33 protein-coding genes are annotated in these 24,019 nt (G+C 60.6%); 5 read left to right on the top strand and 28 right to left on the bottom strand.

Annotated elements, in window-relative coordinates; genetic code table 11:
- Positions 1–40: 40 nt before the first annotated feature.
- The 3 genes from PMI15_RS02805 to PMI15_RS02795 are packed head-to-tail and all read left to right on the top strand — an operon-like array spanning position 41 to position 2,309.
- A complete protein-coding gene (locus PMI15_RS02805) occupies positions 41–1,294 on the top strand; it encodes a lipoprotein-releasing ABC transporter permease subunit (RefSeq protein ID WP_036837254.1) in 1,254 nt (417 codons plus the stop codon).
- Complete coding sequence (lolD, locus tag PMI15_RS02800; protein ID WP_007863437.1) at positions 1,287–2,021, top strand: lipoprotein-releasing ABC transporter ATP-binding protein LolD; 735 nt, start codon at positions 1,287–1,289, stop codon at positions 2,019–2,021. The genes PMI15_RS02805 and lolD overlap by 8 nt, the downstream gene beginning before the upstream one ends.
- A 3-nt stretch (positions 2,022–2,024) precedes the next feature.
- Positions 2,025–2,309: a hypothetical protein gene (locus tag PMI15_RS02795; RefSeq protein ID WP_157214511.1), complete on the top strand. Its 285-nt coding sequence runs from the start codon at positions 2,025–2,027 to the stop codon at positions 2,307–2,309.
- 5 nt (positions 2,310–2,314) lie between these two features.
- Here PMI15_RS02795 and PMI15_RS02790 read toward each other — a convergent pair whose 3' ends face one another.
- The 13 genes from PMI15_RS02790 to PMI15_RS24635 form a co-directional block, all read right to left on the bottom strand.
- Positions 2,315–2,737, bottom strand: coding sequence for a HEAT repeat domain-containing protein (locus PMI15_RS02790; RefSeq protein ID WP_007863434.1), 423 nt, complete (start codon positions 2,735–2,737; stop codon positions 2,315–2,317).
- Between the two features lie 13 nt (positions 2,738–2,750).
- A complete protein-coding gene (locus PMI15_RS24645) occupies positions 2,751–3,137 on the bottom strand; it encodes a hypothetical protein (protein WP_157214510.1) in 387 nt (128 codons plus the stop codon).
- Between the two features lie 2 nt (positions 3,138–3,139).
- Positions 3,140–3,466 carry a hypothetical protein gene (locus PMI15_RS02785; protein ID WP_007863432.1) on the bottom strand — a complete coding sequence of 109 codons (327 nt, stop codon included), beginning with the start codon at positions 3,464–3,466 and terminating at the stop codon, positions 3,140–3,142.
- 2 nt (positions 3,467–3,468) lie between these two features.
- On the bottom strand, positions 3,469–3,729 hold the full coding sequence (locus PMI15_RS24265) for a hypothetical protein (RefSeq protein ID WP_081499540.1): 261 nt from the start codon (positions 3,727–3,729) through the stop codon (positions 3,469–3,471).
- Positions 3,726–4,175, bottom strand: coding sequence for a hypothetical protein (locus PMI15_RS02780; RefSeq protein WP_036837248.1), 450 nt, complete (start codon positions 4,173–4,175; stop codon positions 3,726–3,728). The genes PMI15_RS24265 and PMI15_RS02780 overlap by 4 nt, the downstream gene beginning before the upstream one ends.
- A gap of 54 nt (positions 4,176–4,229) precedes the next feature.
- Positions 4,230–4,793: a 2OG-Fe(II) oxygenase gene (locus PMI15_RS02775; protein ID WP_238541060.1), complete on the bottom strand. Its 564-nt coding sequence runs from the start codon at positions 4,791–4,793 to the stop codon at positions 4,230–4,232.
- A gap of 111 nt (positions 4,794–4,904) precedes the next feature.
- Positions 4,905–5,216: a hypothetical protein gene (locus PMI15_RS02770; RefSeq protein ID WP_036837244.1), complete on the bottom strand. Its 312-nt coding sequence runs from the start codon at positions 5,214–5,216 to the stop codon at positions 4,905–4,907.
- Positions 5,217–5,277: 61 nt separating this feature from the next.
- Entirely contained in the window at positions 5,278–5,739 is a 462-nt protein-coding gene (locus tag PMI15_RS02765) for a hypothetical protein (protein WP_007863426.1), read from the bottom strand.
- A 205-nt stretch (positions 5,740–5,944) separates the two neighbouring features.
- The gene (locus tag PMI15_RS24640; RefSeq protein ID WP_157214509.1) at positions 5,945–6,241 is read right to left on the bottom strand and encodes a hypothetical protein; all 297 of its coding nucleotides are present in this window, start codon (positions 6,239–6,241) and stop codon (positions 5,945–5,947) included.
- A gap of 92 nt (positions 6,242–6,333) precedes the next feature.
- Positions 6,334–6,834, bottom strand: coding sequence for a hypothetical protein (locus PMI15_RS02760; RefSeq protein WP_007863424.1), 501 nt, complete (start codon positions 6,832–6,834; stop codon positions 6,334–6,336).
- Between the two features lie 25 nt (positions 6,835–6,859).
- Positions 6,860–7,141, bottom strand: coding sequence for a hypothetical protein (locus PMI15_RS02755; RefSeq protein ID WP_007863422.1), 282 nt, complete (start codon positions 7,139–7,141; stop codon positions 6,860–6,862).
- A gap of 45 nt (positions 7,142–7,186) precedes the next feature.
- Positions 7,187–7,642 (bottom strand): GNAT family N-acetyltransferase, encoded by a 456-nt coding sequence (locus PMI15_RS02750; protein WP_007863420.1) that lies wholly within the window; start codon positions 7,640–7,642, stop codon positions 7,187–7,189.
- Between the two features lie 25 nt (positions 7,643–7,667).
- Positions 7,668–8,204, bottom strand: coding sequence for a hypothetical protein (locus tag PMI15_RS24635; RefSeq protein ID WP_157214508.1), 537 nt, complete (start codon positions 8,202–8,204; stop codon positions 7,668–7,670).
- A gap of 405 nt (positions 8,205–8,609) precedes the next feature.
- On the opposite strand from PMI15_RS24635, the gene PMI15_RS02745 reads away from it, so the two are divergent.
- Positions 8,610–8,828, top strand: a complete 219-nt coding sequence (locus PMI15_RS02745) for a glycine zipper 2TM domain-containing protein (RefSeq protein WP_007863418.1) — start codon at positions 8,610–8,612, stop codon at positions 8,826–8,828.
- Positions 8,829–8,888: 60 nt separating this feature from the next.
- On the opposite strand, the gene PMI15_RS02740 is transcribed toward PMI15_RS02745, so the two are convergent.
- From PMI15_RS02740 to PMI15_RS02730, 3 genes are all read right to left on the bottom strand, one after another.
- On the bottom strand, positions 8,889–9,593 hold the full coding sequence (locus PMI15_RS02740) for an SDR family oxidoreductase (RefSeq protein WP_007863416.1): 705 nt from the start codon (positions 9,591–9,593) through the stop codon (positions 8,889–8,891).
- A gap of 79 nt (positions 9,594–9,672) precedes the next feature.
- Positions 9,673–10,674, bottom strand: coding sequence for an NADP-dependent oxidoreductase (locus tag PMI15_RS02735; RefSeq protein WP_007863414.1), 1,002 nt, complete (start codon positions 10,672–10,674; stop codon positions 9,673–9,675).
- Between the two features lie 97 nt (positions 10,675–10,771).
- Positions 10,772–11,386 carry a TetR/AcrR family transcriptional regulator gene (locus tag PMI15_RS02730; RefSeq protein ID WP_036837241.1) on the bottom strand — a complete coding sequence of 205 codons (615 nt, stop codon included), beginning with the start codon at positions 11,384–11,386 and terminating at the stop codon, positions 10,772–10,774.
- A 392-nt stretch (positions 11,387–11,778) separates the two neighbouring features.
- Here PMI15_RS02730 and PMI15_RS02725 point away from each other — a divergent pair, with 392 nt between their 5' ends.
- Positions 11,779–12,144, top strand: coding sequence for a nuclear transport factor 2 family protein (locus PMI15_RS02725; RefSeq protein WP_007863410.1), 366 nt, complete (start codon positions 11,779–11,781; stop codon positions 12,142–12,144).
- A 60-nt stretch (positions 12,145–12,204) separates the two neighbouring features.
- Here the strand turns inward: PMI15_RS02725 and PMI15_RS24630 are convergent, their stop codons facing one another.
- The 12 genes from PMI15_RS24630 to PMI15_RS02680 form a co-directional block, all read right to left on the bottom strand.
- Positions 12,205–12,618, bottom strand: a complete 414-nt coding sequence (locus PMI15_RS24630) for a hypothetical protein (protein ID WP_157214507.1) — start codon at positions 12,616–12,618, stop codon at positions 12,205–12,207.
- Positions 12,619–12,729: 111 nt separating this feature from the next.
- Positions 12,730–13,056 carry a hypothetical protein gene (locus PMI15_RS24260; protein WP_081499538.1) on the bottom strand — a complete coding sequence of 109 codons (327 nt, stop codon included), beginning with the start codon at positions 13,054–13,056 and terminating at the stop codon, positions 12,730–12,732.
- Between the two features lie 71 nt (positions 13,057–13,127).
- Positions 13,128–13,424 (bottom strand): hypothetical protein, encoded by a 297-nt coding sequence (locus PMI15_RS24255; protein ID WP_081499537.1) that lies wholly within the window; start codon positions 13,422–13,424, stop codon positions 13,128–13,130.
- Between the two features lie 586 nt (positions 13,425–14,010).
- The gene (locus tag PMI15_RS02720) at positions 14,011–15,021 is read right to left on the bottom strand and encodes a hypothetical protein (protein ID WP_007863408.1); all 1,011 of its coding nucleotides are present in this window, start codon (positions 15,019–15,021) and stop codon (positions 14,011–14,013) included.
- Positions 15,022–15,489: 468 nt separating this feature from the next.
- Positions 15,490–16,593 carry a VWA domain-containing protein gene (locus PMI15_RS02715; RefSeq protein WP_007863406.1) on the bottom strand — a complete coding sequence of 368 codons (1,104 nt, stop codon included), beginning with the start codon at positions 16,591–16,593 and terminating at the stop codon, positions 15,490–15,492.
- 22 nt (positions 16,594–16,615) lie between these two features.
- A complete protein-coding gene (locus PMI15_RS02710) occupies positions 16,616–17,581 on the bottom strand; it encodes a DUF58 domain-containing protein (RefSeq protein WP_007863404.1) in 966 nt (321 codons plus the stop codon).
- Positions 17,562–18,575, bottom strand: coding sequence for a MoxR family ATPase (locus PMI15_RS02705; RefSeq protein ID WP_007863403.1), 1,014 nt, complete (start codon positions 18,573–18,575; stop codon positions 17,562–17,564). Before PMI15_RS02705 ends, PMI15_RS02710 begins: the two co-directional genes overlap by 20 nt.
- 40 nt (positions 18,576–18,615) lie before the next feature.
- Positions 18,616–19,566, bottom strand: coding sequence for a S1C family serine protease (locus tag PMI15_RS02700; RefSeq protein ID WP_007863402.1), 951 nt, complete (start codon positions 19,564–19,566; stop codon positions 18,616–18,618).
- A 316-nt stretch (positions 19,567–19,882) separates the two neighbouring features.
- Positions 19,883–20,743 carry an ABC transporter permease gene (locus tag PMI15_RS02695; RefSeq protein ID WP_007863401.1) on the bottom strand — a complete coding sequence of 287 codons (861 nt, stop codon included), beginning with the start codon at positions 20,741–20,743 and terminating at the stop codon, positions 19,883–19,885.
- A gap of 118 nt (positions 20,744–20,861) precedes the next feature.
- Positions 20,862–21,767 carry an ABC transporter permease gene (locus PMI15_RS02690; RefSeq protein WP_007863400.1) on the bottom strand — a complete coding sequence of 302 codons (906 nt, stop codon included), beginning with the start codon at positions 21,765–21,767 and terminating at the stop codon, positions 20,862–20,864.
- A 7-nt stretch (positions 21,768–21,774) separates the two neighbouring features.
- Entirely contained in the window at positions 21,775–22,875 is a 1,101-nt protein-coding gene (locus PMI15_RS02685) for an ABC transporter ATP-binding protein (RefSeq protein WP_007863399.1), read from the bottom strand.
- Between the two features lie 21 nt (positions 22,876–22,896).
- Entirely contained in the window at positions 22,897–23,973 is a 1,077-nt protein-coding gene (locus tag PMI15_RS02680) for an extracellular solute-binding protein (protein WP_007863398.1), read from the bottom strand.
- Positions 23,974–24,019: the final 46 nt, after the last annotated feature.

Below are 24,019 nucleotides of genomic sequence, written 5' to 3'. Positions count from 1 at the left end.
AAAACGCAGCCGCCGCCGCGCGGGCACCCGCTTGATGAGTATGCAAATCCCCTATGAGCTGATCCTGGGCTGGCGCTACACCCGCGCCGGCCGCGCCACCCGGCGCAACGGTTTTATCTCTTTTATCTCCGGTGTGTCCATGCTGGGCATCGCGCTCGGCGTCGCCGCCCTCATCATCGTGCTCAGTGTGATGAACGGCTTCCAGAAGGAAGTGCGCGACCGCATGCTGGGCGTGATCTCCCACATCGAGGTCTTTGCCCCGGGCGGCGTCGCGCTGCCCGACCCGGCGAAGACACTCGCTGAAATCAAGGCCAACCCGCAGGTCACGGGCGCCGCCACCTTTGTCGCGGCCCAGGCCCTGCTCGCGCGCGGTGAAGACATGAAAGGCACCATCGTGCGCGGCATAGACCCGGCGCTCGAAGGCCAGGTCACCGATCTCGCCGCGACCTCCGCGCCCACGCTCCAGAAGCTGGTGCCCGGCAATTTCGGCGTGGTGCTGGGCGGCGAGCTGGCCCGTGCCATGGGCGTGCGCGAGGGCGACACCGTCACCCTGATCGCGCCCAGCGGCCAGGTCACCCCGGCCGGCGTGGTGCCGCGCTTGAAGCAGATGACGGTGGTCGGCACTTTTGATTCCGGCCACTATGAATACGACTCGGCCCTGGTCATGATGCACCAGGACGACGCCGCGAAAATCTTCCGCCTCGAAGGCCCCACCGGCATACGCATACGCCTGAAGGACTTGCACCAGGCGCGCGAAGTGGCGCTGGAGCTGTCGCGAACGCTAAGCGGCGACCTCTTGATCCGCGACTGGACGCGCCAGAACAAGACCTGGTTCGCCGCCGTGCAGCTCGAAAAACGCATGATGTTCATCATCCTCACGCTCATCGTCGCGGTGGCCGCCTTCAACCTGGTCAGCACGCTGGTCATGACGGTGACCGACAAGCGCGCCGACATCGCGATCCTGCGCACCCTGGGCTCCAGCCCGCAAAGCATCATGAAAATCTTCATGGTGCAGGGCGCGCTGGTCGGCGTGATTGGCACGCTCTCGGGCCTGCTGCTGGGCCTGGGCATCGCCTTCAACATCGACGTCATCGTGCCGGCGATTGAGCGCGCGCTCAACGCCAGCTTTTTGCCCAAAGACATCTACCTGATCAGCCGCATGCCCAGCGAACCGCAATACGCCGACATCATGCCCATCGTCGTCATCTCCCTGCTGCTGTCCTTCCTGGCCACCATCTACCCGAGCTGGCGCGCCAGCCGCGTGAATCCCGCGGAGGCCCTGCGCTATGAGTGAACTCAAGAACGACATGACCGCCACGTTGCAAACCGGCAAGGCCGGCGGCGAAGTGGTCCTCAAAGCCACAGCCCTCACCAAACGCTTCCACGAAGGCCGCATAGACCTGACGGTGCTGCACGGCGTGGACCTGCAAGTCCACGCCGGCGAAACCCTGGCCATCGTCGGCGCCTCGGGCTCCGGCAAAAGCACGCTGCTGCATTTGATGGGCGGCCTGGACGCGCCCACCAGCGGCCAGGTGGAGCTCAAGGGCAAAGCGCTGTCGGCCTTGTCGCCCCAGCAGCAAGGCGACCTGCGCAACCAGCACCTGGGCTTTGTCTACCAGTTCCACCACCTGCTGCCCGAGTTCAGCGCGCTCGACAACGTCGCCATGCCGCTGTGGATACGCCGCCAGGCACCCGCCGAATCCTCACGCATCGCCACCGAGATGCTGGCCGCCGTCGGCCTCAAGGATCGCATACACCACAGGCCCGCCGAACTCTCAGGCGGTGAACGCCAACGCGTCGCCATCGCGCGAGCCCTGGTCACCCAGCCGGCCTGCGTGCTGGCCGATGAACCCACCGGTAACTTGGACCGGAGCACGGCCGACGGCGTGTTTGAACTCATGCTGAAACTCTCACGCGATTTCGGCACGGCCTTTGTGCTGGTCACACATGATGAAACGCTGGCTTCGCGCTGCGGGCGGCGGTTCAGGCTGGTGTCGGGGCGCTTGTCGGAGTGGGGTTGATCCGTGCTTGAACGGCGCGGACTTGTTGAACGTCAGGACACCGATGTGTATGTTGGTGCGGCGGTGCTGACGCTGGGGCTAGGGCTGCTTTTCGCGTTATTCTTCTTCAAGATCACGATTGTGTTTTCCTTCCTGGGCGTGATGGCTTGGGTGGCCATCGCGTGGCGCTGTTGGGGCAGCGATGTGAGGTTTGTGCGGATTCTGGCCGTGTGCATGTTTCCGCCCGTCTTGTTGCTGCTGTTCGTCGGGCCCTCTATCAAAAGAGCTGAAAAGGCGAGCTCAAGCTAGAAGAATCAGCCACCGCTACTGCCCGCCTCGCCGTCTTTGTCGCAAAACTCCAGCAGCCATAGCGCATGGCCCTTTATTTTTCCTTCAACCGTTGCAGCGAATGAGGCAATCGCGCGTGTGGCCTCCGGGCCAAACAGTGCCGGGATCTCCAGCAAGGCCGCGGAGAAGCCATCATTGTCATGCCCTTCCTCAAAGCCGCGCTGGTACGCTTTCAGAAGTTGAGGCAAAGCGACTGGCCCTGCCAGTTCCGCGAGAGGCCAGGCGGCAGCTTCCCGCACAAAAAAATCGTCACTGTCCAGAAGTGAGAGCAAGCGCGGAATGTCTTCCGGTGCTGCGCTGGCATGCAGCCTTGACGCGGCCTCCACGCAGGTAGTCACATCAGGGTTGCTGAGCCCTGACACGATTTCATTCCAGGCATTGAGTTTCATACCGGGCCTGGCATCATGGCTTGCCGGCAAGAAGCGCTTCCAGCGACTCATAAGAAGGACCATCTTCCCGTCCAATCCCGCCTGTCGCTGCATTGATTTGGATGCTCTTGTTTCCGAACAATGCAGATCCCTTCTCCGGTTTTGGTGAGTCACCGACCAGGGGAGTGAACATCCAGGCGTAGTGGATGCGAATCCCTTCCGTCACCGTCCTGCAGTCCGGCACGTGCCGCGCGCAGTAGATGCGAGCCGCAGTCCTGGATTGCTCCTCTGTGAGGTCTTTGACTGGAAGCGCCGAGCGAACAATAGCCTCATCGGTTTGAACAGGTGCTTGCTGTGCACCGGCGCAGGCAATGACAAGGAGCAAGGAAGCCGCCAGTGATTGTTGTGCAATTCGACTCATGGTCACGCGGCCGGAGGTTTGGCAATGGCTTTCCGGCGGCTTTGCAGCCAGGACACGAACAGCCACCACAACCCCAAGGCGATGGCCAGATTGAGCGCCATGCAGACGGCGAACCCTATAGGCGACACTTGGTAAGACACGGCAAGAGGGCCGCTCTTTTGCTTGAAGCTCAAGAGGAACAGGACCTCGCCCGACACAAGGCCCACGAGGAAACTGGCTGTTGAAAAGACTGCGAGAAAGAGTACACCCCAGCCCGTCAATGACAGGACCCACCACCAGGGCGGCTGTTCCCAGGCGACTGCGAACTCCGATTTTCGGCTGCCAAACATGGTCAATGACCAGATGGCCCAGGAAGCCACTCGATCATCCAAGCAGACTCATTGAAATATTCGACAAGTGCAGTCGCGTCTGCCACCCAGCTGTCGTGCGCGGAGCTCATGTCCGTTGATTTTGAAATCAGAATCAGCAAACCGCCTGTCGCCTCGGAATCGTCAATGACTTTGACATAGCTGCCAGCATCCTCGCCTTCAACGATTCGGCCTTTTTGGCCTGTTCGTGGTGGCTGATCCGTGAAATTCCAGGATGTTTTCACCGTCGCTCCCTGCGCAAAACCCCGCTCTGAAGAATCAAGCCGGAGTCCCCCTCCTGCTCGCCTGCCTTGATTTCCTCACTTACTTGCCAATGCAGGGAGCCACCAACAATTTTTGCCGACCCGAGTACGATCTGGCCGTTTCTTGCACTTGTCACCGTGAGTACAGCGGTGCTACCAACCACAGTGCCTTTGACTGAACCTTCGCCACCGTCGTTCAAGCGTCCGCATCGGGCGGTTGCCATGGAGTGGCTGCCAATGATCCTGTTGCCTGTCTGCAACAGTTTAAAAGCCGCTGTGCCGCACTCGACTTTTTCCTTTCTTTCGCTTGGCGTCCTGAGGTCTATTGACCATGTCCCGGTGAAGGGTGCGGAGAGGCTTTGCGCTTTGGCCGGCGCGGAAAGCGCGAGCGCGAAGCAGGCCAAAATTTGAAAGATGAAAATCTGCATGTGCAAGCTGGTGTTGAGGGTCGGGGCGTCAGGCCGTGCCGGTGATTTTCCACACTAAGGCGCCACTCCGTAAAGCACATCAGAACGCAGAACATACTTTGTTCCTTCCGTGACAGTTGCACCCTCGTGCCAGGTGTCATGGATAAAAAGCAGGGCGCGGCCGGTCCGGGGCAGGATTTTGAAGTCCCGGAAATCTGTTTCCCCACCGACGAAGTTTTCGTTGAGATAGACCAGGAAAGTCAGTCGGCTGGTGAACCCGCCTTCCATCCACGGGCCGTCCTTGTGCATCTTGAAGCGCTGCCCCGGCGAATACTTGTAGAACCGAAGGTCCTTGGGCAGGCCCACAGCCTTTTCCGCTTGCAAGGTCGGTAGCGCGGCCGCCGCGAGACCTTCCCATAAGCGCTGTACCCAGCGAGGCGACTCAAACAATGTGCGCTCATTGTTCCGCACCGTGGGCATGGATCGCTGGCCCTCGGCAGTGCGCACACCCGCCGATTCGAATCCGTGCTCGTCAGCCAAACCCATCAGGTCAGCGCAGTCCGCCGCGGCAAGAAAATGCTCAATCGTGAAAACTCGTTCTGAATGGGTGGTCAGAGACGACGGTGTCATTCCGTTCATGCCCGAAGTATGCACTGTGAACCAGCGCTTGGGATTCACATTTGTCCCACGAAGCTTGTTCCCAAGCGACTGCGAACTCCGACTTTCGGGTGCGAAACATGGCGGCTCGATTTACCAGACGCGTTTTGGTGCGCCGGGAAGGTTTTCCAAAGGAAACGGGAATGCCGGAGAAAGGCCGTTCTTTTTCATGGCCTCGACAAGCCGCCGGTATTTCTCCAGCAAGGCGCCTCGCGCTCCCCAATCGTTGGTTTCGTCCTCGAGGCCGGGCTCGATGAAGGTGGCGCCGTCCTCCTCGTCTCCGATCATGGTTTTGGTGTACTCCCAGTCGTACCGGAAAACCACTTCAAAGGCGCCGACAAATTCAGAGAGCACTCGTTGAAGTTCCTCTTGTTTTTGCATAGGAAGTGTCATGTTATCCGCCATGTTTCAATCTTCCGTGGACCATGCCCGCTTGTGGGTATCCAGTCGGTGGAAGGGCGTGCTGTCACTTCCAGATCTGCCAGGGCTTTTTCGGCGGACTCACGCCTTTGGCCCTTGTCTGGAGGAAGCGAAGGTATTTCGGGTCCTGTCCTTCAAACACCTTGCCGCCGTCGCCCATGTAGGCCCGCATGAGTTCATCTGCCGCGCGGTCTGGCGTGCCTAGTTCAAACTGGCATTGGCCCAGCCTCAGGTGCAGAAAGGGATTGCCAACAGCGCCGGGGCAATGCATCGCATTGCTCAGGTTATCCCGCCCGGCTTCATAGTTGCCGGCAAGGAAGTTTGCATCACCAATGGCCGCGAGAATCCATGTGGCGGCTTCCCATTCAGTTTTAGGTTCCGGCAGAAGATCCCATGCTGCCCAATAGAGGGTCAGCGCCTCCGCAAACTCAGAGGCGTCGGCCCGCATGTCGCCGGCGGCGGACAAGCGCTGAATCTCCCTGTGAGTCTCGTCGGACAGTTCATGCATGCTCAAAGCTCCCTTTGTTGACGCCTAACCTGGTGCAATGCCTGCTGTTGACTACGGCGACCATGAGCGGTAAAGCCTGGCTGGCAATGACGAGCAGATAAGCATATTCGGCGCTATGTCAAAAGACATCCATGGATGTCATCTTGGATGTAGTGTAGGACGAGGCTTACACAGTAGGGCCGCGAGGGACCTGTACCACTCAATATCATCTCCGCCACCGCAGGACGGTTTTGCAATAGCCACAAGACTTCGGATTGAAATTTCCCGGCGGAGTGCGGTTGCAGACGGGGCACCGGTACTTTGTTTCACCAATGGCTAAAAGCGTGAAGGCAATACCGAATATCGCAAGCTGCAGCCATGCAGAGGCGGCCATCACAACGGAAACAATTGCCGCAAGCAAGGCAGCCATGCCGGGCACAAGGTAGCAGGCAAGCAGCCTGGCGCGCAATTTCTGAAAGCGGATGGCCCGCTTTTTGACGTAGTCGTTGCGTGAACGTGCCATAAGGTTTGATGCCGGAGGGTGTGTGAGTTTTCGAAAGGTTCGCTCAATGGAGGGGCTTGTAGGAGGGGACTGTTCGTGACTCGAGCCAACGCTCAAGCCTCAACATAAAAATACCGGTCCGCGTTCTCGCAAAGATGCCTGACCAGCGGAGGAATACGCTCCCAGTCATCCTTGTAAGGGTTGTCCAAAGCCTCGTACGCGGCTTCGATCAACTGGTAGTCCTGCGGTGTCTGGACATACTGCGCCAGCATGCGCTCCAGCGCCGCGGCTTCTTCGGGCATGCCCGCTTCGGCATAGGCGTTCGCCGCGGCCTGCACCAGTGCCGGCCCCGAGTTGTCCGTACCCGTCTTGAATCCCTCGCCGGCGCGGCTAGCTTCCCACAGGAAGATTGAGTACACCATCGTGTAGCCGGGCGGGAGCTGGGCCAGCAACTGCTCAGCGTTCTCGACGTCCAGCTTCGACGCCAGCTGGTACATGCCTTCTTCCGGCGTGCCCTCGCTGTCTGATTGCCAGAAGGGGGAAACGTCGGAGCCGGCTGAGTCGGAGGCTTCCTCGACCATCTCGAGGACCAGCGGGGGGATGATGCGTGCCATGTGTAGAGTGCCTTTTGGGTGCGGCTTATGCCCCAAGCATCCTGCTGAATGAGCCGAATCGGTAGAAGGCAAAGCCGGCCATCAACAGCAGGAACAGCACAAAGACGATAAAGGTTTTCCGGTTCTCACGACGGGCGTACTTCAAGGCGTCGGCATTCGAGGCCTGCAGCTCACCGGCCTGGTCCATGGCCAGCAGGGTCCGGCCCGCAGCCTCGGCATTCATGGCCTTGATGTCCGTGATGAGCGCGTTCTGCTCTTTCAGCAGATCGCGGATCTCCGATAGCAGCGCTGTCTGGTTGTTGTCCATTCGATCTTCCTCCTCGGTGCTTGTGTTGTTCGGTAGGCTGAAAGTTTAGCCCTGGATGGACTTCTGCATAAACACACTGAGCGGGTCGTCACTGTAGTGTCCAAACGGTCCCCGGCGCTCATAGCCGCAGCTCGCATACAGGTGCAGCGCTTCGGGTTGACGGGGCCCGGTTTCGAGTGTGAGCAGTTTGCAGCCGAGTGACGCAGCGGTGGATTCGAGCAAGGCCAGAATTTTCCTGGCGGCGCCGGCGCCCCGGCTCTGCGGGTGCACATACATGCGCTTGAGTTCGCCGTACGCCCGGTTGACGACGACGGCGCCGCAGCCAATGGCCTGGCCACCGGCATTTCTGGCGACGGCGAACACCACCTCGGGCTGCTTCAGCGACGCGAGGTCCAGCGCATGCCGGCTCTCGGGCGGGTACAGCGTGTCCTGGTAGGCGTCCAGCTCGGCAATCAGGCGTATGACTTCCGGCTGGTCCGGTGATTCGAGTGCGATGTGCATGGGGACGGAACGGCAAGCCGGAAACTCATTTTGTGGCCGGAATGATTTTGCGATCAACCAGTTTCCAATTGCCTTTGGCATCCACTTTTAAGGTTGCACTGACATTGACGGAGGGACAGCAGTTGGCATCATTCGGCCCATATGCTTTGCCTTCAAGCGTCAACGAGTCTGCTGTGTTTCCCACGAGACGTTCGACATATCGAACGGGAATCTCATGTTTAATGGATGGCGATGACCGCAGAGGGTCAACGACAAAACTGTATCCCGCACCCGTGACCACCATGGTAATGGCTGGATTCACTGTTCCCGTACCACCATCGCATCCGATGTCTCCCGACCAGACAACCGCATATCTAGCGTCTCCGCGCAGTTCCGCCTTGTAGGGGCGCAGGGTGGCAATGTTTTTTGCGCTTATCTTTGAATGCTCACAAGAAACGGCATCGGCGTAGGCTGTGGCTGCTTTAACAATGCTCCGTGTAATGTCGCGTTCACTGAGAACAGTTTGCGCCGATAGGCTGCCGGCGCTGAACCCGGACAGAATGCAAAGAACCCAAAGTTTCATGTCTTTTCCCTCGATGGCCTGGGTATTGGAATTGTTCTGTGCCTGGGTAGTCTCCAGATAACGAGACGACCCTTCAGCCAATTCTAGGCTGAGCAGACCCCTTCGATGCTAGTGCCTGCTTTTGCCCATCGGAGCGTGCGTGGAGAGCCGTGGTCTATGGCCAGCTTCCGAAATCCTCCCGCCCAGATCGGACGCAGTACTCAGCGATACGGCACTTCGTCCTACACCCGCAAACAGGCAGCGGCCTAGCATGAATAAACCAGCAATGAAAAGCCCATCGCCCCAGCTTGCTGCAAGCATGAACGATGGACCCATCATTTCCGGTGAAGGCGGATTGATGGCGTGATCAGTCAAGCGCATTTATCGCTCTTCAAACTTTCATCCACTTTCTGAAGGAGACCGAAAATGAACAGCATCAAATACAGCGCGGTTTGCGCGGCGGCGATTTCACTGGCCGCCCTGACGGGCTGCAGCGGCATGACCACGCAGGACAGGAACACCGCCATAGGCGCCGGCGTGGGCGGCGTGGCCGGCGGGGTGTTGACCGGTGGCAGTACCCTGGGCGTTGTGGGCGGCGCCGCGGTCGGCGGCGTGATCGGCCACGAAGTCAGCCCGAAAAAATAAGCTGAAAACTTCGAACGGGTCGGCTGGCGCCTGCCGGGCGGCCCGCGTCAGATTTCAGCGTCAGGCCGCTTGCGGCAGGTAGCTGGGCCGCGCCGCCGTCATGCCTTGTTTGACCTGCTTCGTCAGCTCATCGGCCAGCACCTCATCCTGGCCGGCCTCCAGCCCGTCGAGCGCGCGTTTCACGATGTCTTCAGGGCTGGTCTTGGGCACCTCGAAGCCGCGCGTGAGGTCGGTATCCACATAGGCCATGTGCAGGCCCAGCACCTGGGTTTTCTGCGCCAGCAGCTCGCTGCGCAGCGCATTGGTGAGCGACCAGGCCGCCGACTTGCTGGCCGAATAGGCCGCCAGTTCGCCGCCGTTGACCCAGGAGGCCACCGACAGCACATTGAGCAGGGCACCACCGCCGTTGCCTTTGAGCACGGGTGCAAAAGCCTTGCTCATGCGCAGCACCGCAAAAAAGTTGGTCTCAAAAATGCGCCGCGCAAGCTCCTCGCTGTCGGCTGCCAGGAAACCGCCCGGCTGGGCAATGCCGGCGTTGTTGATCACCAGCGTGACGTCCGAGGCCTGCGCCGCGGCGGCCGCCACCTCTTCGGGCTTGTTGACGTCCAGCTTCAGGGCCTGCACGCCGGGCAGGGTGACGCTGGCAGGGTCGCGCGCGCCGGCATACACCTTGCGCGCACCGCGGGCCAGCAGCTCGCGCGCAAAAGCCAGGCCTATGCCGCGATTGGCGCCGGTGACCAGGACAACGGAATCTTTGATCTTCATAAACATCTCCAAAAAATAAACAGTGGGGGGGCAAAAAATTCGGCTGCCGGCTTTCCACCTGAACCGGCACCAGGAAAACTCAACGAAGCTTGATCACCACCTTGCCTTTGGCGCGTCCCTGGGCGAGGTAGGCCAGCGCTTCCTTGGCCTGCTCGAACGGAAACACCTTGTCGATGACCGGCTGGATGCGCTCCGTTTTGAGGAGCTCGCCGAGGTGGGCCAGCTGGCCGCCATCGGGGTAGGCAAAAAGAAACGAATAGCTCACGTCCTGCTTTTTTGCGAGGCGCTTGATCTTGCGGCTCATCATCCCGAACACAAAGGTCAGGAAGAAGTTCAGCCCCCGGGCGCGGGCGAATGCCGCGTCCAGTGGTCCGACCAGGGAGATCATGGTGCCCCGCGGCTTAAGGATGCCGACGGCCTTCTCCAGCGCATCACCCCTGACAGTGCCCAGCACCGCGTCGTAGCCGCGCAGCACGGTCTCGAATTCCTGCTTCTTGTAGTCGACCACCTCGTCCGCGCCCAGCCTGCGCACCAGTTCGACATTGCCCGTGCTGGTGGTCGTTGCCACTTTGGCACCCAGGTGCCTGGCCAGCTGGATCGCGAAGGTGCCGATGCCGCCGGAGCCCGCAGGGATGAAGACTTTTTGGCCGGCCTGAAGCTTGGCGCGCTCTTTCAGCGCCTGCCACGAGGTCAGCCCGACCATCGGGATCGATGCCGCCTGCACGAAGTCCAGGTTGTCCGGCTTCAGCGCGGCCATACTTTCCGGCACCACCGCAAACTCGGCGATGGCGCCCCCGCCCGTGTCGAAGATGCTCGCAAAAACGGCATCACCCGGCTTGAAGCGGGTCACGCGGCTGCCGACCTCCATCACCACACCGGCCAGGTCGCTGCCCATCGTGGCGGGCAGCTCAAACTTCACCACGGCTTTGAAAAGCCCGGTCGGGATCATGTTGTCGATCGGGTTCACGCTCGCGGCGTGGACCTGGACCAGCATCTCGTCGGGCTTCAGCGTCGGGCGGGGAACTTCGGCAAAGCCGATGTCGGGAGATTTGCCGTAGCGTTTGAAGGTCAGTGCTTTCATGGTTTTTTTCCTGGTTGGCAGTCGAAGATTGAGATTGGCATGATGATTGTCATATGTGAGGGCGAAGAAAAAAGCCGGTGTGTGAGGAGGCGGGAGTTCAGTGGGAGACCGGGACCAGCTGCTTCAGCGCGGCTTCGCAAAAGCTGTCCGCCAGCGCGGGTTCGTCGACCACACGCGCCAGCAGCAAGGTGCCGACCATGGTGGCGACCGTCGCCAGCGCGCGCTCATGCGCGCCGGGCTGCCCCCAGTCCGGTGACTGGCGGGCCACAAAATCCACCATTTCCTTGACGTGCCGGGTGGTCGCACGGCGCACTTCGGGCGCCTGGCGCGGCGTCTCCGAGCCCAGCGCGGCCAGCGGGCAACCCACCTCTACCTGCTCCCGGTGCTCCGGTGAGAGGTAGGCGCGCAGCATGGCCGCCATGGCTTGGTCCGGCGGCGAGCCGGCCGCTACACCCGCCACCACGGCGGCAGACTCGGCGCAGGCCCGGGTCGCAGCTTCCGCCAGCATGGCCTCACGCGAGGCGAAATGGGCATAAAACGCCCCATGCGTCAGGCCGGCCTCTTTCATGATGTCGGCCACGCCCGTGCCGTCGTAGCCGCTGCGGCGTATGGCCCGCGCGGCCACCGACACGATGCGTTCGTGCGAGGCCTCCTTGGCGGCTGACCGGGTATTGATTTTGGGGTGTTTTGCGTTTCGCATGATGTGCATCATACATTAAAAGAAATTTATCCGCAGATTTCGCAGATTTCCGCAGATTGAAGAGAGGGCATTTACGTCGGGGCTCATCCCATCCTCGTACGCTGGCCACACGAGCTTGTACCGGGATTGGTTTTAATCTGCGTAAATCTGCGAAATCTGTGGATGAATCGGTATCCCGCAGATGGACGCAGATTCAAATAATCGTTTTTGAACATGCCCAGCAGCATGATGAAGCGCGCCAGCAGGCGGCGGATGGCGCGAAATTCCTCCGGATTCAGCGGATGCCCAGGGCCTGACGCTCGAACGAAGTTTGTTGCCTACATACCGAGCGGCCCGAGGCCGACAAGCCTCTGTGTTTGCGCGGGCAGACTTGGAAGCACTGATCAAACAGAGGAGACTTCCCGATGCCAGAAAGCCACAAAGAGACTTTGCAGAAGGCCAGCGCGGCCATCGTGAAAGGCGACTACGAAGGGTTCCTGAACTTCTGCACTGAGGACACGCAATGGACCTTTGTCGGCGACAGAACGCTCAGGGGCAAGGAAGCCGTTCGCCAGTGGATGGCGGCCACGTACAAGGAGCCGCCGAAGTTTGAGGTCCATCACATGATTGCCGAGGGCGACTTTGTTGCGGCGCTTGGCGAGATTACTTTGAAGGACGACGCGGGGAAGGCTGTGCGTCATGCCTACTGCGATGTCTGGCGATTTCGGGATGGGAGGATGGCTGGGTTGCGGGCTTTTGTGATTGAGGCTGGGGTGGAGGGCGAGGTCTGAGATTCTTCTGCGAATCCACTTAAATTGGAGAAATACTCATCACCGCATTAAGCCCGCTACTTAGAAGAGCGGTCCGCCCTGCTTGTCTACTTCAAAAAGGATAGCCGCCACACCCTCTGCATTAATCTTTGGGCGGCGATACATATTGAAAGGAGACTCTTTCGCTGCGGCCCTGAGGAATGCAACGTTTGGGCCAAGAAACGTATTGAGCCCATCATTGAGATATTGGTTATCCTCCTTCCATTTGTCTGAGCCGTGCTGTCGCCATTTCGGTTCTATGAATAGCCGCTCCGGACGGTATTCGCTAGTGATAGCGCACCACACACTCTTTGCCCCCATTACTTGAACGCAAACGAATGGCCCTGGGCGATCAAGACTTGTATCACCGGCATCAATGTCGTGCTCCGCGAGTAGTAACTTATCGTCGAAGAATGCGATAGTTCCAAGGGAGACGTCTGACGATCGCAATGCCATTTCTGAAATTCCTCGACAACCGCTAGTGTTTCGCTGATAGTCGCCGATTTCTACGTCAGCTCATGTGAGCGTGCGACGCAGTTCATCGATGCAGAGTATCTCGATATAAGGTTAAGCCCCACCTTCAACAAAGTAGGTTGGAGGTGTTTCATCGCCTTTGCCTGCAAGAATGGCTTCTCCCCGCAGTACCCCTCGGTTCTCCGTGCAAATCTTGTAGAGATTGCCACAGTCAAAAATGGCAACAACGGATTCGGATCCAGTGCCATAGTACGAGGGAGCTTGACTTCCAATCTCGCACGACATCATGATTCCGTTGTGCGGCCAAGTCAACGCGCAGATTCTGGCGCCTGAGAGGGGTGCGCTGTTGAACTTTGCTATAGCCTCATAGACGCGCTCCGCCTGTTCTGGATTTTCTGCGGCTGGAATGAAGTATTTCATACAAAAATTCCAAATTGAATTGCAAAGCACCGATGTTTATAGGGGCTGTGCTCGCTGATATGTCAGATGTGTCACGTTGTCGTCGCTCCCCACGTTCCATCTGCTCCAACGACGACGAATATCTCAGACGTGAGTCGTCGAGTCTTAAATGCTTCTGCAATCTTCGCTCGAATGTGATCTCTTACGGCTTGAGCACTCGTTCCGGTGTAGGTGCCCATGACCGATGTCGTGGGAATAACGGTTTCACCGTCCAGGCTGTTTTTGTGGACGCGACTCAGACCCAGATATTGAAGGTCAGCGTATGCATTCTCGTAATCACCGCTGCCAGCATTCTTAAGATCGAAAGTACAGAAAACCAGATAACTCATGGAGAACTCCGTCGTTCCTGCTGCCTTATCACTCAGTACCAGTGGCGATGCTAAGTCGACTTGCTAGGCGGATCGCCAACGTTTAACTTAGTCAAATTTTTTATGAGTCGAACACGCCCGTCTTCATGATCAACATATGTCTTAATTGCGCTTGCTGGGACTAGCGTAAGTACGACAGTCCACAGCTGCCACAACGTAAGTGAGACAAGCAGGCCGTATGAGATTCCACGAAGCATCGAGGGATCCAATGGGAGGGTGTGACGTTTAAGAATTGGTGCAAGAGCTCCCACAATGAGGATGATGCACAGTATTACTGTTGAATTAACTACGGGCGTGAACAATTTCCCCATTCCCGATAATTCTCCCTTCACCTTTGCACCCGGATCACGTAGCGATAGCTTGAGACGATCCGGGTAGATGATGGCCATCCATGCCCCAATCACAGCGAAAATAATTGCTGCCGTTGTTCTAAGAGCTTCAAATATAGGCCACTGTTCAGCGAATGGAACTGCGCGGCCGTACCACGCCCCCGCAGTAACAGCGGCTAGGGCTACAGCCCATCCAAGAAGCCTTAAAAAAAATTGTGTCATTCCAGAAGGCTTAACAAACGAGTTCTATTGTGCGCCAGTGCTTCGATTAATGTCTGGGGGTCTACTATTTCTGGATTGACTCGCACGATATCGAGCATCAGAGTTTCTTTAGCTATGGCACGACCTAGCCAATAGGTTTCCTGTTCCCCTTGCATGACAAAGCCATAGTCGCCCGCCTGATCTTCATCTTCCCATCCTTCAATCACCGCTGCGACGTCTTCCTGAGTAAAGGTCTCTACCTCCACCTCGTAAACAATTTTGACGTCGTGGGGCCGCACTTGAGGTTCGGTCAAATGAGCACTGTCTAATAGTTTCTGCCACAACGCCCTGTCCGGTCTTTCGGTAAGAATCAGGGTGGATTTTTTCTTGATTTTCCTTATCCTGTGGGCCGACTCTAATAGGAATTGTTGTTCTGCGTGTTTCTTATGCAGTTCCATAGAAAATCGAGGACGAGCCTTGATAACTGGATCTGTTGCTGATGCTCTGTAACCATGTACGCGGATCCCGTCGGTTTCGTCGTCAACCGACGTCACGGCGTTGGCGCAGAAATAAGCCATAAATTTTTGCACGTAACTTCGCATCTGTAACCGACCAGCACCGGGATGCTGAAACCTCACCGTTGCGACGGCTTGGTGATCAGGTAGAAACCAGAAGTAGCTTGCAAAACCAGGTATGTCCCCTTCTGCAAGTTCATTCATGGTCACTTCACTGTTTCCAACGTCAGCGTAAGCACTCATTGATGCAACCGCGCCATCTGTGTTCGCTGTCTCATTCCAGAGAGTGAGCAACCATGCTTGTCCGCGTCGGCGCACGTCTACGAGATAGGCGGGAAGTACCGAACCGTCTACATCAAACGTCTTTGTTAGCCCAATTTGTTTTCCGGCGCCCCACCGCTCAAGATCCCGAAGAATTTGGCCAATGTCGCCAAACGCAGGAGTCTCCTCGGATCTTTTAAAAAAACCGAACTCCTTTATGTCGTAGAACATTACGCGGGCTTCTTCTTGCATGATCTCTCCTGTGGAAACCTTTTGTAACATTCGCCTTGCTTCCTGTATATGGGAATATTTCCTTTTTAAGTCGGCTAATCGGCTCCACTCCGCTGTGGTGCTATCGGGGGCGCAGTTTGCCAACACCAACTACCGTTTAGTAAATGATGGCTCTGCCAAGATCAGAACGGGATGCTCGCGTTGCGACTGATTTGACGATAAAGATGATATTTTGCGCAGTGACATCAGCACGCAGTGCCCTGGATGTCCTCTAAAGGCTGGAATACCAAAGCTTGTATTCCCTTCTCCTGCATGATTGTGGAGGCCACGGCGGTTGCCCTGGATTCGCCGATATGGCTTTCAATTGACTAAGGGCAACGTAACTAATATTGATCGAACGTAATTTTCTTTGGCACGTGACTGTCCAAGCTGCGCAACGCCTGAAACTAGATGCGTGCTTCGACTTGCAGAAGGCGCTTGTATTCTTGCTTAAAGAATCCGATTAAACCAAAGCAGCGACAAGCTAGCCGACACCAGCGCCAGCGCAGCCGCCACCAGCGCGAGCAAGCCGGAAACCTCCGTCTCCTTCTTCTCAATCGCCAGCCGCGAACTCAGCGTCTCATAGACCTTCTTCAAATCCGCCGCAGTGCCGGCGTAGAAGTACTCAGCCTGCGTGGTGCGGGCAATCCCCTTCAAGGTCTCCTCATCCAGCTTGACGCGCATGGACCAGCCTTCAAAGCCAATCGTTTCGCCATCTACCGTGCCCACGCCCACGGTGTAGACGCGCACGCCGCGGTCGGCGGCAGCTTTGGCGGCGTCTAAAGAATCCACGCCTGTGGTGCGCTGGCCGTCGGTCAACAAAATGATGGCGCCCGAGGTGTAGGAGCCGGGGGCGACGGGGACAAACTCTTTTTTGGCTGCCGCGTTTTTGTCGGGGTTGAGGGCCTGGTCGATCGAGGTGCCGCGGGGTTTTTCGCGGCCGTATTGCATCGACGCTAAATCAATGCCGGCATCGGGGAACAGCTCGGCCAGCGAGACGACGATGCCGTTGCCGATGGCGGTGCCGCGCTGCAATTGAAATTTGTCGATGGCGACGACCAGGTCTTCGCGGCTGAGCGTGGGTTGCTGCACGACGGAGGCGGTGCCGGCAAAAGCGACGATGCCCACACGCACATTGCGCGGCAAATCGGCGAGGAAGGCCTTGGCGGCGTTTTGCGCGGCGACCAGTCGGTTGGGCAACACGTCGGCGGCGCGCATGCTGCCGGAGACGTCCATGGCCAGAATGATGGTTTCGCGCTGCGAGGGCAGGCTGATGACGGCGAAGGGGCGCGAAGCGGCGACCAGCATGGCGGCGATGGACAGCAGAAACAACAGCGGCGGCACATGGCGCCTGAAGCCCTGGCCGCGGCCCATGGCTTCGCGCACGATGGAGAGGCTGGCGTAGCGCAGCGCCATTTTTTTCTTGCGGCGCAGCAGCCAGATGTAGATGAGCACCAGCACCGGAATGGCCAGCAGCAGCCACAGGAATTCCGGCCACAAAAAGGTCGGCAAAGGCAGTTTGGCCAAAAAGGAGGTGAACCCGCTGAAGTTCATGATGGGAGGTCCTTGGGGCGGCTCAGGCAGCGCGCTGGAGGTGGGCCGGCAATGCGGCGCCGCCCGCGCCGGATGCCCGGCTGCGGCGCTTGCGCAGTTCGGTGAAGCGCATGATGGCGTCGACGAGATCGTCGTCGGTGGACAGCTCCAGCGTATCCACGCCGGCGCGTGCCAGTGCTTGCCGCAGCTCGGCCTCGCGCTGGGCGGCGATGCGCGCAAAACGTTTGCGGAAACCCGCGTCATGGGTGTCGACCAGCAATTGCTCGCCGGTTTCGGCGTCGCGTATCGGGATCAGGCCCAGGTCGGGCAGGTCCAGCTCCAGCGGGTCCAGCAGGCGCACGGCGACGACTTCGTGGCGGCGGGCCAGCTGGCTCAGGGGTTTCTCCCAGCCGGGTTCGCTGATGAAGTCGGACACGACGAACACGGTGGAGCGCCGGCGCAGCAGGTTGGCGGCGGACTCCAGGAGCTCGTGCAGGCGGGTGGTGCCCAGCTCGGTGATTTCCGGCCGGGCCTGCAGGGTGTGCAGCAAATGGAGCACATGGTGGCGGCCGCCGCGCGCGGGGAGCACGGCGTCGACGCCGGAGCCGTAGAGCATGGCGCCCACGCGGTTGCCGTGGCGGGTCAGCATGCGGGCCAGCACGGCGACAAATTCGGCGGAGACATTGCGCTTGCGCTGCTCGCTGGAGCCGAAGTCCATTGACGGGCTCAGGTCCAGCAAGAACCAGGCACTCATCTCGCGGTCTTCGGTGAAGACGCGCACATGGGGTTGCTCCAGCCGCGCGGTGACGTTCCAGTCGATGTGGCGCACGTCGTCATGGTGCTGGTATTCGCGCAGGTCGGCCAGGTCCATGCCGGTGCCGCGCAGCAGCGTGCGGTAGTCGCCCTGCAGCAGGCCGTCGAGGCGGCGCAGCACGGTCCACTCCAGCCGGCGCAGCAGCTGCTCGGCGGTGGCGGCTGGTTTGGCGGATTCAGGCGGCGAGTTTTTCATGTTCCAACGGTTTTGCTGGAGGCGGGATTTTTGCCATGATTTTTGCGATCAGGCCGTCGGCCGAGAGGCCTTCAGACAAGGCCTCATACGACAGCACCAACCGGTGCCGCAGCACATCGGGCACCAGGTCCGTCATGTCCTCGGGCAGCGCATAGCTGCGGCCGCGCAGCAGGGCCAGGGCGCGCGCGCCTTCGGTCAGGTTGATGGTGGCGCGCGGGCTGGCGCCGAAGGTGATGAAGCGCTGCAAATCCTTGAGCCCATGCTTGACGGGCGTGCGTGTGGCCGACACCAGGCGCACCGCGTACTGCACCAGTGAAGGGTCGACGTAGATGCGCCGGCATTCGGCCTGCAGGGCGGCGAGCTGCTCGGTGGTGGCGACGGCGCTCACGGCGACGGTCGGGCCGGTGACGCGCTGGACGATGACGAACTCTTCCTCGTCGGTGGGGTAGTCGACCAGCACCTTCATCATGAAGCGGTCCACCTGCGCCTCGGGCAGCGGGTAGGTGCCTTCGGTTTCTATCGGGTTTTGCGTGGCCATGACCAGGAAGGGCTCGGGCACCTTGTGGGTGGTGCCGGCGATGGTGACCTGGCGCTCCTGCATGACCTCGAGCAGCGCGCTTTGCACCTTGGCGGGCGCGCGGTTGATTTCGTCGGCCAGCAGCAGGTTGGTGAAGACCGGGCCCAGGGAGGTGCTGAACTCGCCGGTTTTCTGGTTGTAGATGCGGGTGCCCACCAGGTCGGCCGGCACCAGGTCGGGCGTGAACTGGATGCGCTTGAACTGGCCCTGCACGGTGTTGGCCAGGGTCTTGATGGTCAGGGTCTTGGCGAGGCCCGGCACGCCTTCGACCAGCAGGTGGCCCTGGGCCAGGATGGCGACCATGACGCGTTCGAGGAAGCGGTCCTGGCCGACGACCACACGCTTGACCTCGTAAAGAATCTGCTCCATGAGCTGGGCGGTGTCGTGGTTGGCGTTTTGCGGAGTGGTCTGTTCCATGCGGCGGGGTCCTTGGGAGGTCAGGGATGTTGGAAGGTGTTCAGAACGGCGGCATGCCGGCGGCCGAGGCGGCGTTTTCAATCGGCACCGCAAAGCCTATGCCGACAAAGGTGCGCTGCTGGTTGGGATTGAAGATGGCGGTGACGATGCCGACCACCTCGCCGTCCATGGTGACCAGCGGGCCGCCGGAGTTGCCGGGGTTGGCGGCGGCGTCGAACTGGATCAGGTTGCTCATCATCTGCTTGCCTTCGGGTGAGCGGAAGTTGCGCTTGAGCCCGGAAATGACGCCCTGCGATGCCGAGGGACCTATGCCGAAGGGGTAACCCACGGCCATGACCTGGTCGCCGGGGGCCAGGTCGGCGGTGGAGCGCATGGTGGCGGCAATCAGGTCGTCGGGGATTTTGTGGGCCTGCAGCACGGCGAGGTCGTTCTCGGGCTGCACGCCGGTGATGCTGGCGGTGGACTCCAGCCCGTCGGCAAAGGTGACTTTGATGATCTGGGCGTTCTGCACCACGTGCAGGTTGGTCAGGATGATGCCCTTGTCGACAATCACCACGCCGGTGCCCACGCTGCGCTGCTCGGTGTCTTCCTTGCCGTCCTTGTCCTTGCCCAGGCCGGTGATGCGCACCACCGAGGGGATGATGGTGTCGTACGCCTTGGTGCCGGGCGAGGGCAGCACCGTGGTCTCCAGGGTCTTGAGCACGGCCGCGTTGATGTCTTCCTGGGTCAGCTTGCGCGCCGGGTGGCGCAGCGGCGAGGAAAAGCTGATCGCCAGCAGCAGGGCCAGCAGGCCGACCACGGACCAGAGCAGGTAAAGCTGGTGGCGCGCGGCGTGTTGGGCGAGCCGGGCAAGACGGGGGAAGCGGGAAGGGGTGGCCGGCTCCATGGTCCCGGCCGTCGCGGTGGTGGCTTCGTCGGGTACTTGCGCGCCCCCGTCACCCGCGCCCTTTGCCGGACGGTTTGAACTGCTGTAAAGGGCTGGCCTGCGCATCCGTTCACCTCTGGGGTCAAAGTGTCAAAACCGGGCTGATACGGGGGCTGAAACCGGTTTTCAGGCCCCGTATTTACAGGTGCACCGTATCACGATTCCTTCATCCATGCACGGGATTTAGGTATGGGCTGGCGGGGCTTTGCAGAGAATTTCTATCCGCAGATGACGCAGATTTACACAGATTAAAGGCAATCGTGATGAGAGGTGGCTTGGCCGGGGTACGGGATGGGGGCGAGGCCCCGCGTAAATGCCTTCTCTTCAATCTGCGGAAATCTGCGTAATCTGCGGATAAATCCCCGTTTTGGGGCGAAGGAGTTCAGCGTCCGGCACCGTCGGCGGGTCTGCGGAGTAGCGTCAGCGCCAGGGCGGCGGAAGCCAGCATCAGGAACAGGCTCACGGCATTGAGCACCGGCGTGGCGCCTTCGCGCATGCGGCCGTACATCATGACGGTCAGCGGCGCGTCGGAGCCAACCAGCATCAGCGTGGTGTTGAAGTTCTCAAACGACATCAAAAACGAGATCGCGCCGGCGCCGACCAGCGCGGGTTTCAGGTAGGGCAGGGTGATGGTGGTGAAGACGGCGGCGCGCGAGGCGCCCAGGTTGTAGGCGGCTTCTTCCAAAGTGATGTCAAAACGTTTCAGGCGCGCGGTGATGATGAGCGTGGCGATGGAGACGATATAAGAAAACTGGCCTATCACCACCAGCGGCAGGCCGGGGCGCAGAAAGTCCAGTTCCAGGCCCCACCAGCTGTCGGCCAGCTGCGCCAGGCGGCTGGCGAAGGCCAGGATGGAAATGCCCAGAATCACGCCCGGGATCACCAGCGGCGCCAGCATCAGGAAGGACAGGGCCTGCTTGCCCGGGAAGCGGGCGCGTTCTATCAAAAAGGCATTGGTGGTGCCGACCAGCACGGCCAGCACGGTGACCCAGGCGGCCACCACCACGCTGGTCCAGAGGCTGGCCAGCAGCGGGCCGTCGGCAAACAGCCCGGTGCGGCCGGGCTTGCCGCCGAAAAACCAGTCCAGCGTGAAACCGCGCCAGGGCGGCGCCGGGTAGGGCGCGTCGTTAAAGGCGAACACCGCCACCACCAGCAGCGGCAAAAACAAAAACGCAAAAAACGCCAGGGCATAAGCCACCGTGCCGGCGCGCAGCCAGGCCGGGCGGGGCAGGGAGGCGATCATCGAAAACTCTCCCCGAGTCTTCGCCAGTGACCGCGCGGAACCGGCTTCGCCGGGCCGCAGCGGTCGCCCCCTGCGAGGGGGGAGGGAGCTACACGCAGTGAGATCCAACGGGGGTGTGTCATGTTTTCCGCATCACTTCGCCGAACTTCTGGCCAGTTAACTTGAGTCCCAGCCAGACGATGGCCGTGGACAGCCCCAGCAGCAAAAAGCCAAAGGCCGCGCCCTGTTCCCAGTTAAACCGTGTGATGAACTGGGTGTAGATCTGCTCGGTGAACCACAGCGAATTCTTGCCGCCCAGCAGGGTGGGTGTGAGGTAGTTGCCCAGGGTCAGCATAAAGACCACGATGCAGCCGGCCAGGATGCCGGGCGCGGCATGCGGGATGACGATTTGCCACAGGATGGAGGGGCCGTTGCCGCCCAGGTCGTAGGCGGCTTCCACCAGCGAGTCGTCCAGGCTTTCGAGGGCGCTGATCAGCGGCACCACCATGAACAGCATGGAGGTGTAGACCAGGCCGACCAGGATGGTGGCATCGCGGTAGAGCAGTTCCACGGGCGCGGCGGTGATGCCCAGTTGCACCAGCACGGCCGGCAGCACGCCGGATTCGCGTAGCAAAATCATCCAGCCCAGGGTGCGCACGGTTTCGCTGACCCAAAAGGGAATCAAACACATCACCAGCAGCAGCGACTTGGCGCGCCCGCGCACCAGCTTGGCAATGGTCCAGGCGATCGGGAAGGCCAGCAGCAAGGTGATGCCCGTGGCCAGGATGGACATCAGCGCCGTGCGCACAAAGGTGTGCCAGTACAGCGGCTCCTCGACAAAGGTGCGGTATTGCGCCAGGCTGGGCGCGTACTCGCGCGGGGCCACGCGCACGCGCAGCGAGAGCACGGCGAGGTCGATGTGCGGCAGCACGATCAGGCCCAGCAGCCAGACCAGGGCCGGCGCCAGCAGCAGGAACAGCACCAGCCTGGCCTGGGCCCGGCCGCCTGAACCAGGCGCGGAGGGCAGGACGGCCGTGGCTTGCATGGCGGCCTCAGGCGTTGCCGAAGCAGACGGCCTGCCCGGGGTCGAAGCTGAAGGCGACGGTCTCGCCGATGCGCAGGTCGGCGAAGCGCCCGGTCTGCGGCAGGGCGATGCGGAACTCGGTGCGGCTGGCGGTTTCGCGCAGCAGCACGGCCGAGTTGGCGCCGTCGAACAACAGGCTTTCCACCTGGCCGGCATAGACCGTGTGGTTGGAAGGCAGCTCGGTGGCGTCGCGCGCCAGGTTGATGGCCTCGGGCCGCACAAAGGCCTGCACCGCCTGGCCGGCTTGCAGCCGGCCGGCGGCGCGCGCGCGCAAGGCCAGGCCATCAGCGGTGGTGAGTGCGACCACGGCGCCGGCTTCCGCGCCCGCGGCGCCCGCGTTGCCCGCGAGCTTGTTGTTGGCACCCACAAAACCCGCCACAAACGGGGTCTGCGGCTGGTAATACAGCTGCTGCGGCGTGCCGAGCTGCTCAAAGCTGCCGGCGTTCATCACGGCCACGTGGTCGGACAGCACCAGGGCCTCGGACTGGTCGTGGGTGATGTAGACAAAGGTGGTTCCGAAGGCGGCCTGCAGCTGCTTGAGCTCGACCTTCATGTGTTCGCGCAGCTTCAGGTCCAGTGCGCCCAGCGGTTCGTCGAGCAGCAGCAGCGTGGGCTCGAGCACCAGGCTGCGCGCGATGGCCACGCGCTGGCGCTGCCCGCCGGAGAGCTGGTCGACGCGTTTGTCCTGCATGCCGGGCAGGCTCACGCGCTCCAGCATGGCGCCCACTTTGGCCGCGATATCGACGCGCGACAGGCCGCGCCGCGCCAGGCCGTAGCCGACGTTCTCGCCGACCGACATCATGGGGAACAGCGCCAGGTGCTGGAACACCATGTTGACGGGCCGCTGGTTGGGCGGCACGCCGTTCATGGGCTTGCCGCCTATGTGGATCTGGCCCGCGTCGGGCGAGAGAAAGCCGGCGATCATGCGCAGCAGCGTGGTCTTGCCGCAGCCCGAGGGGCCGAGGATGGAGAAAAAGCTGCCGCGCTCCACCGTGAAGGACAAGTCCTTCACGGCAGGCTGGCCGGCGTAGGTTTTACCGACGTGCTCGGCTTGCAGGTCTGCGTGCACCGCTGGTGGGCCGCTTGCCGTTTACTGGGCAGCTTTTATGCGGTCGAGTACGCGGCCCTCGATGTCTTCGATGCCTGCAGGAACGGCCGGGTACCACTTGACGTTCTTCAATGCAGCCTCAGGGAAGCTGGCGGCGAACTGGGCCTTGAGCTTGGGGTCGGCCAGCTGGTCGGCGCCCTTGGAGGCGGTGAAGTTGCCGGCCGAGCCCGCGACCTTGGCGGCGATTTCAGGGCGCATGTTGAAGTTGATCCAGGCGTAGGCGGCGGCATCGTTGCGGCCCTTGGCGGGGATGGCGAAGGTGTCTATCCAGCCGAGCGCGCCGGACTTGGGCGCGATGTACTGGATTTCGGGCTTCTCGGCATTGAGCTTCCAGCCGCCGGTGTCCCACATCATGGCGCCCACGACTTCGCCGGCGCGCATGCCGTTGAGCAACTGGTCCTTGTTGTCCCAGTAGAACTTGATGTTGCTCTTGCAGGCGACCATGGTCTTGCCGACCTCGTCCATCAGCGCGCCGTAGGCCTTGGGATCCTTGTAGAGCGCGAAGGGGTCTTTGCCGGAAGCGAAGGCGAAGGCCAGCAGGGTGGGGCGCTTCAGGCGCACGGCGGTCTTGCCCTTGACGTCGGCCTTGCAGAGGTCGGGGTAGTCCGTCATCTTGGCCAGCTTGGTGTTGACGACCAGGCCGTCGGTGCCCCAGATATGCGGCAGGCCGTAGACCTTGCCGTCCAGCGTGGTGTTCTTTTTGGTGGCCTCCAGCATGGAGGGGATGAAAAGCTCGGACTTGATCTTGCTGAGGTCCATGGGCTTGTAGATGCCGAACTCCTGCTGCGGGCCGGTGATGCGGTCCTGCGAGGGCTGGGCCAAGTCAAAGCCGGCGCCGCCGGTGGCGCGCAGCTTGGAAATCATTTCCTCGTTGTTCGAGAGGGTCAGTTCGACGTCTATGCCGGTTTCCTTCTTGAACTGCGCCACGACGTCGGCCGGCACATAGTCGGCCCAGGTGATCAAGCGCAGCTTCTGGTCTTGGGCCCATGCGGCGCCGCTGAGGCTGGAGGCGAGCAGGCCGGCGCCGAAAATCTGGCTCATCAGGCGGGATAATTTCATTTGGCTTTCCTTTGTTATGTCGAGTGGGACGGGTTGACGAAGGGAT

This window comes from Polaromonas sp. CF318, from assembly GCF_000282655.1.
In the GTDB taxonomy this organism is placed as follows: Bacteria; Pseudomonadota; Gammaproteobacteria; order Burkholderiales; family Burkholderiaceae_C; genus Polaromonas.
Note: the sequence above shows the minus strand (reverse complement) of the source record. Positions and strands in the feature narration are given on the sequence as shown.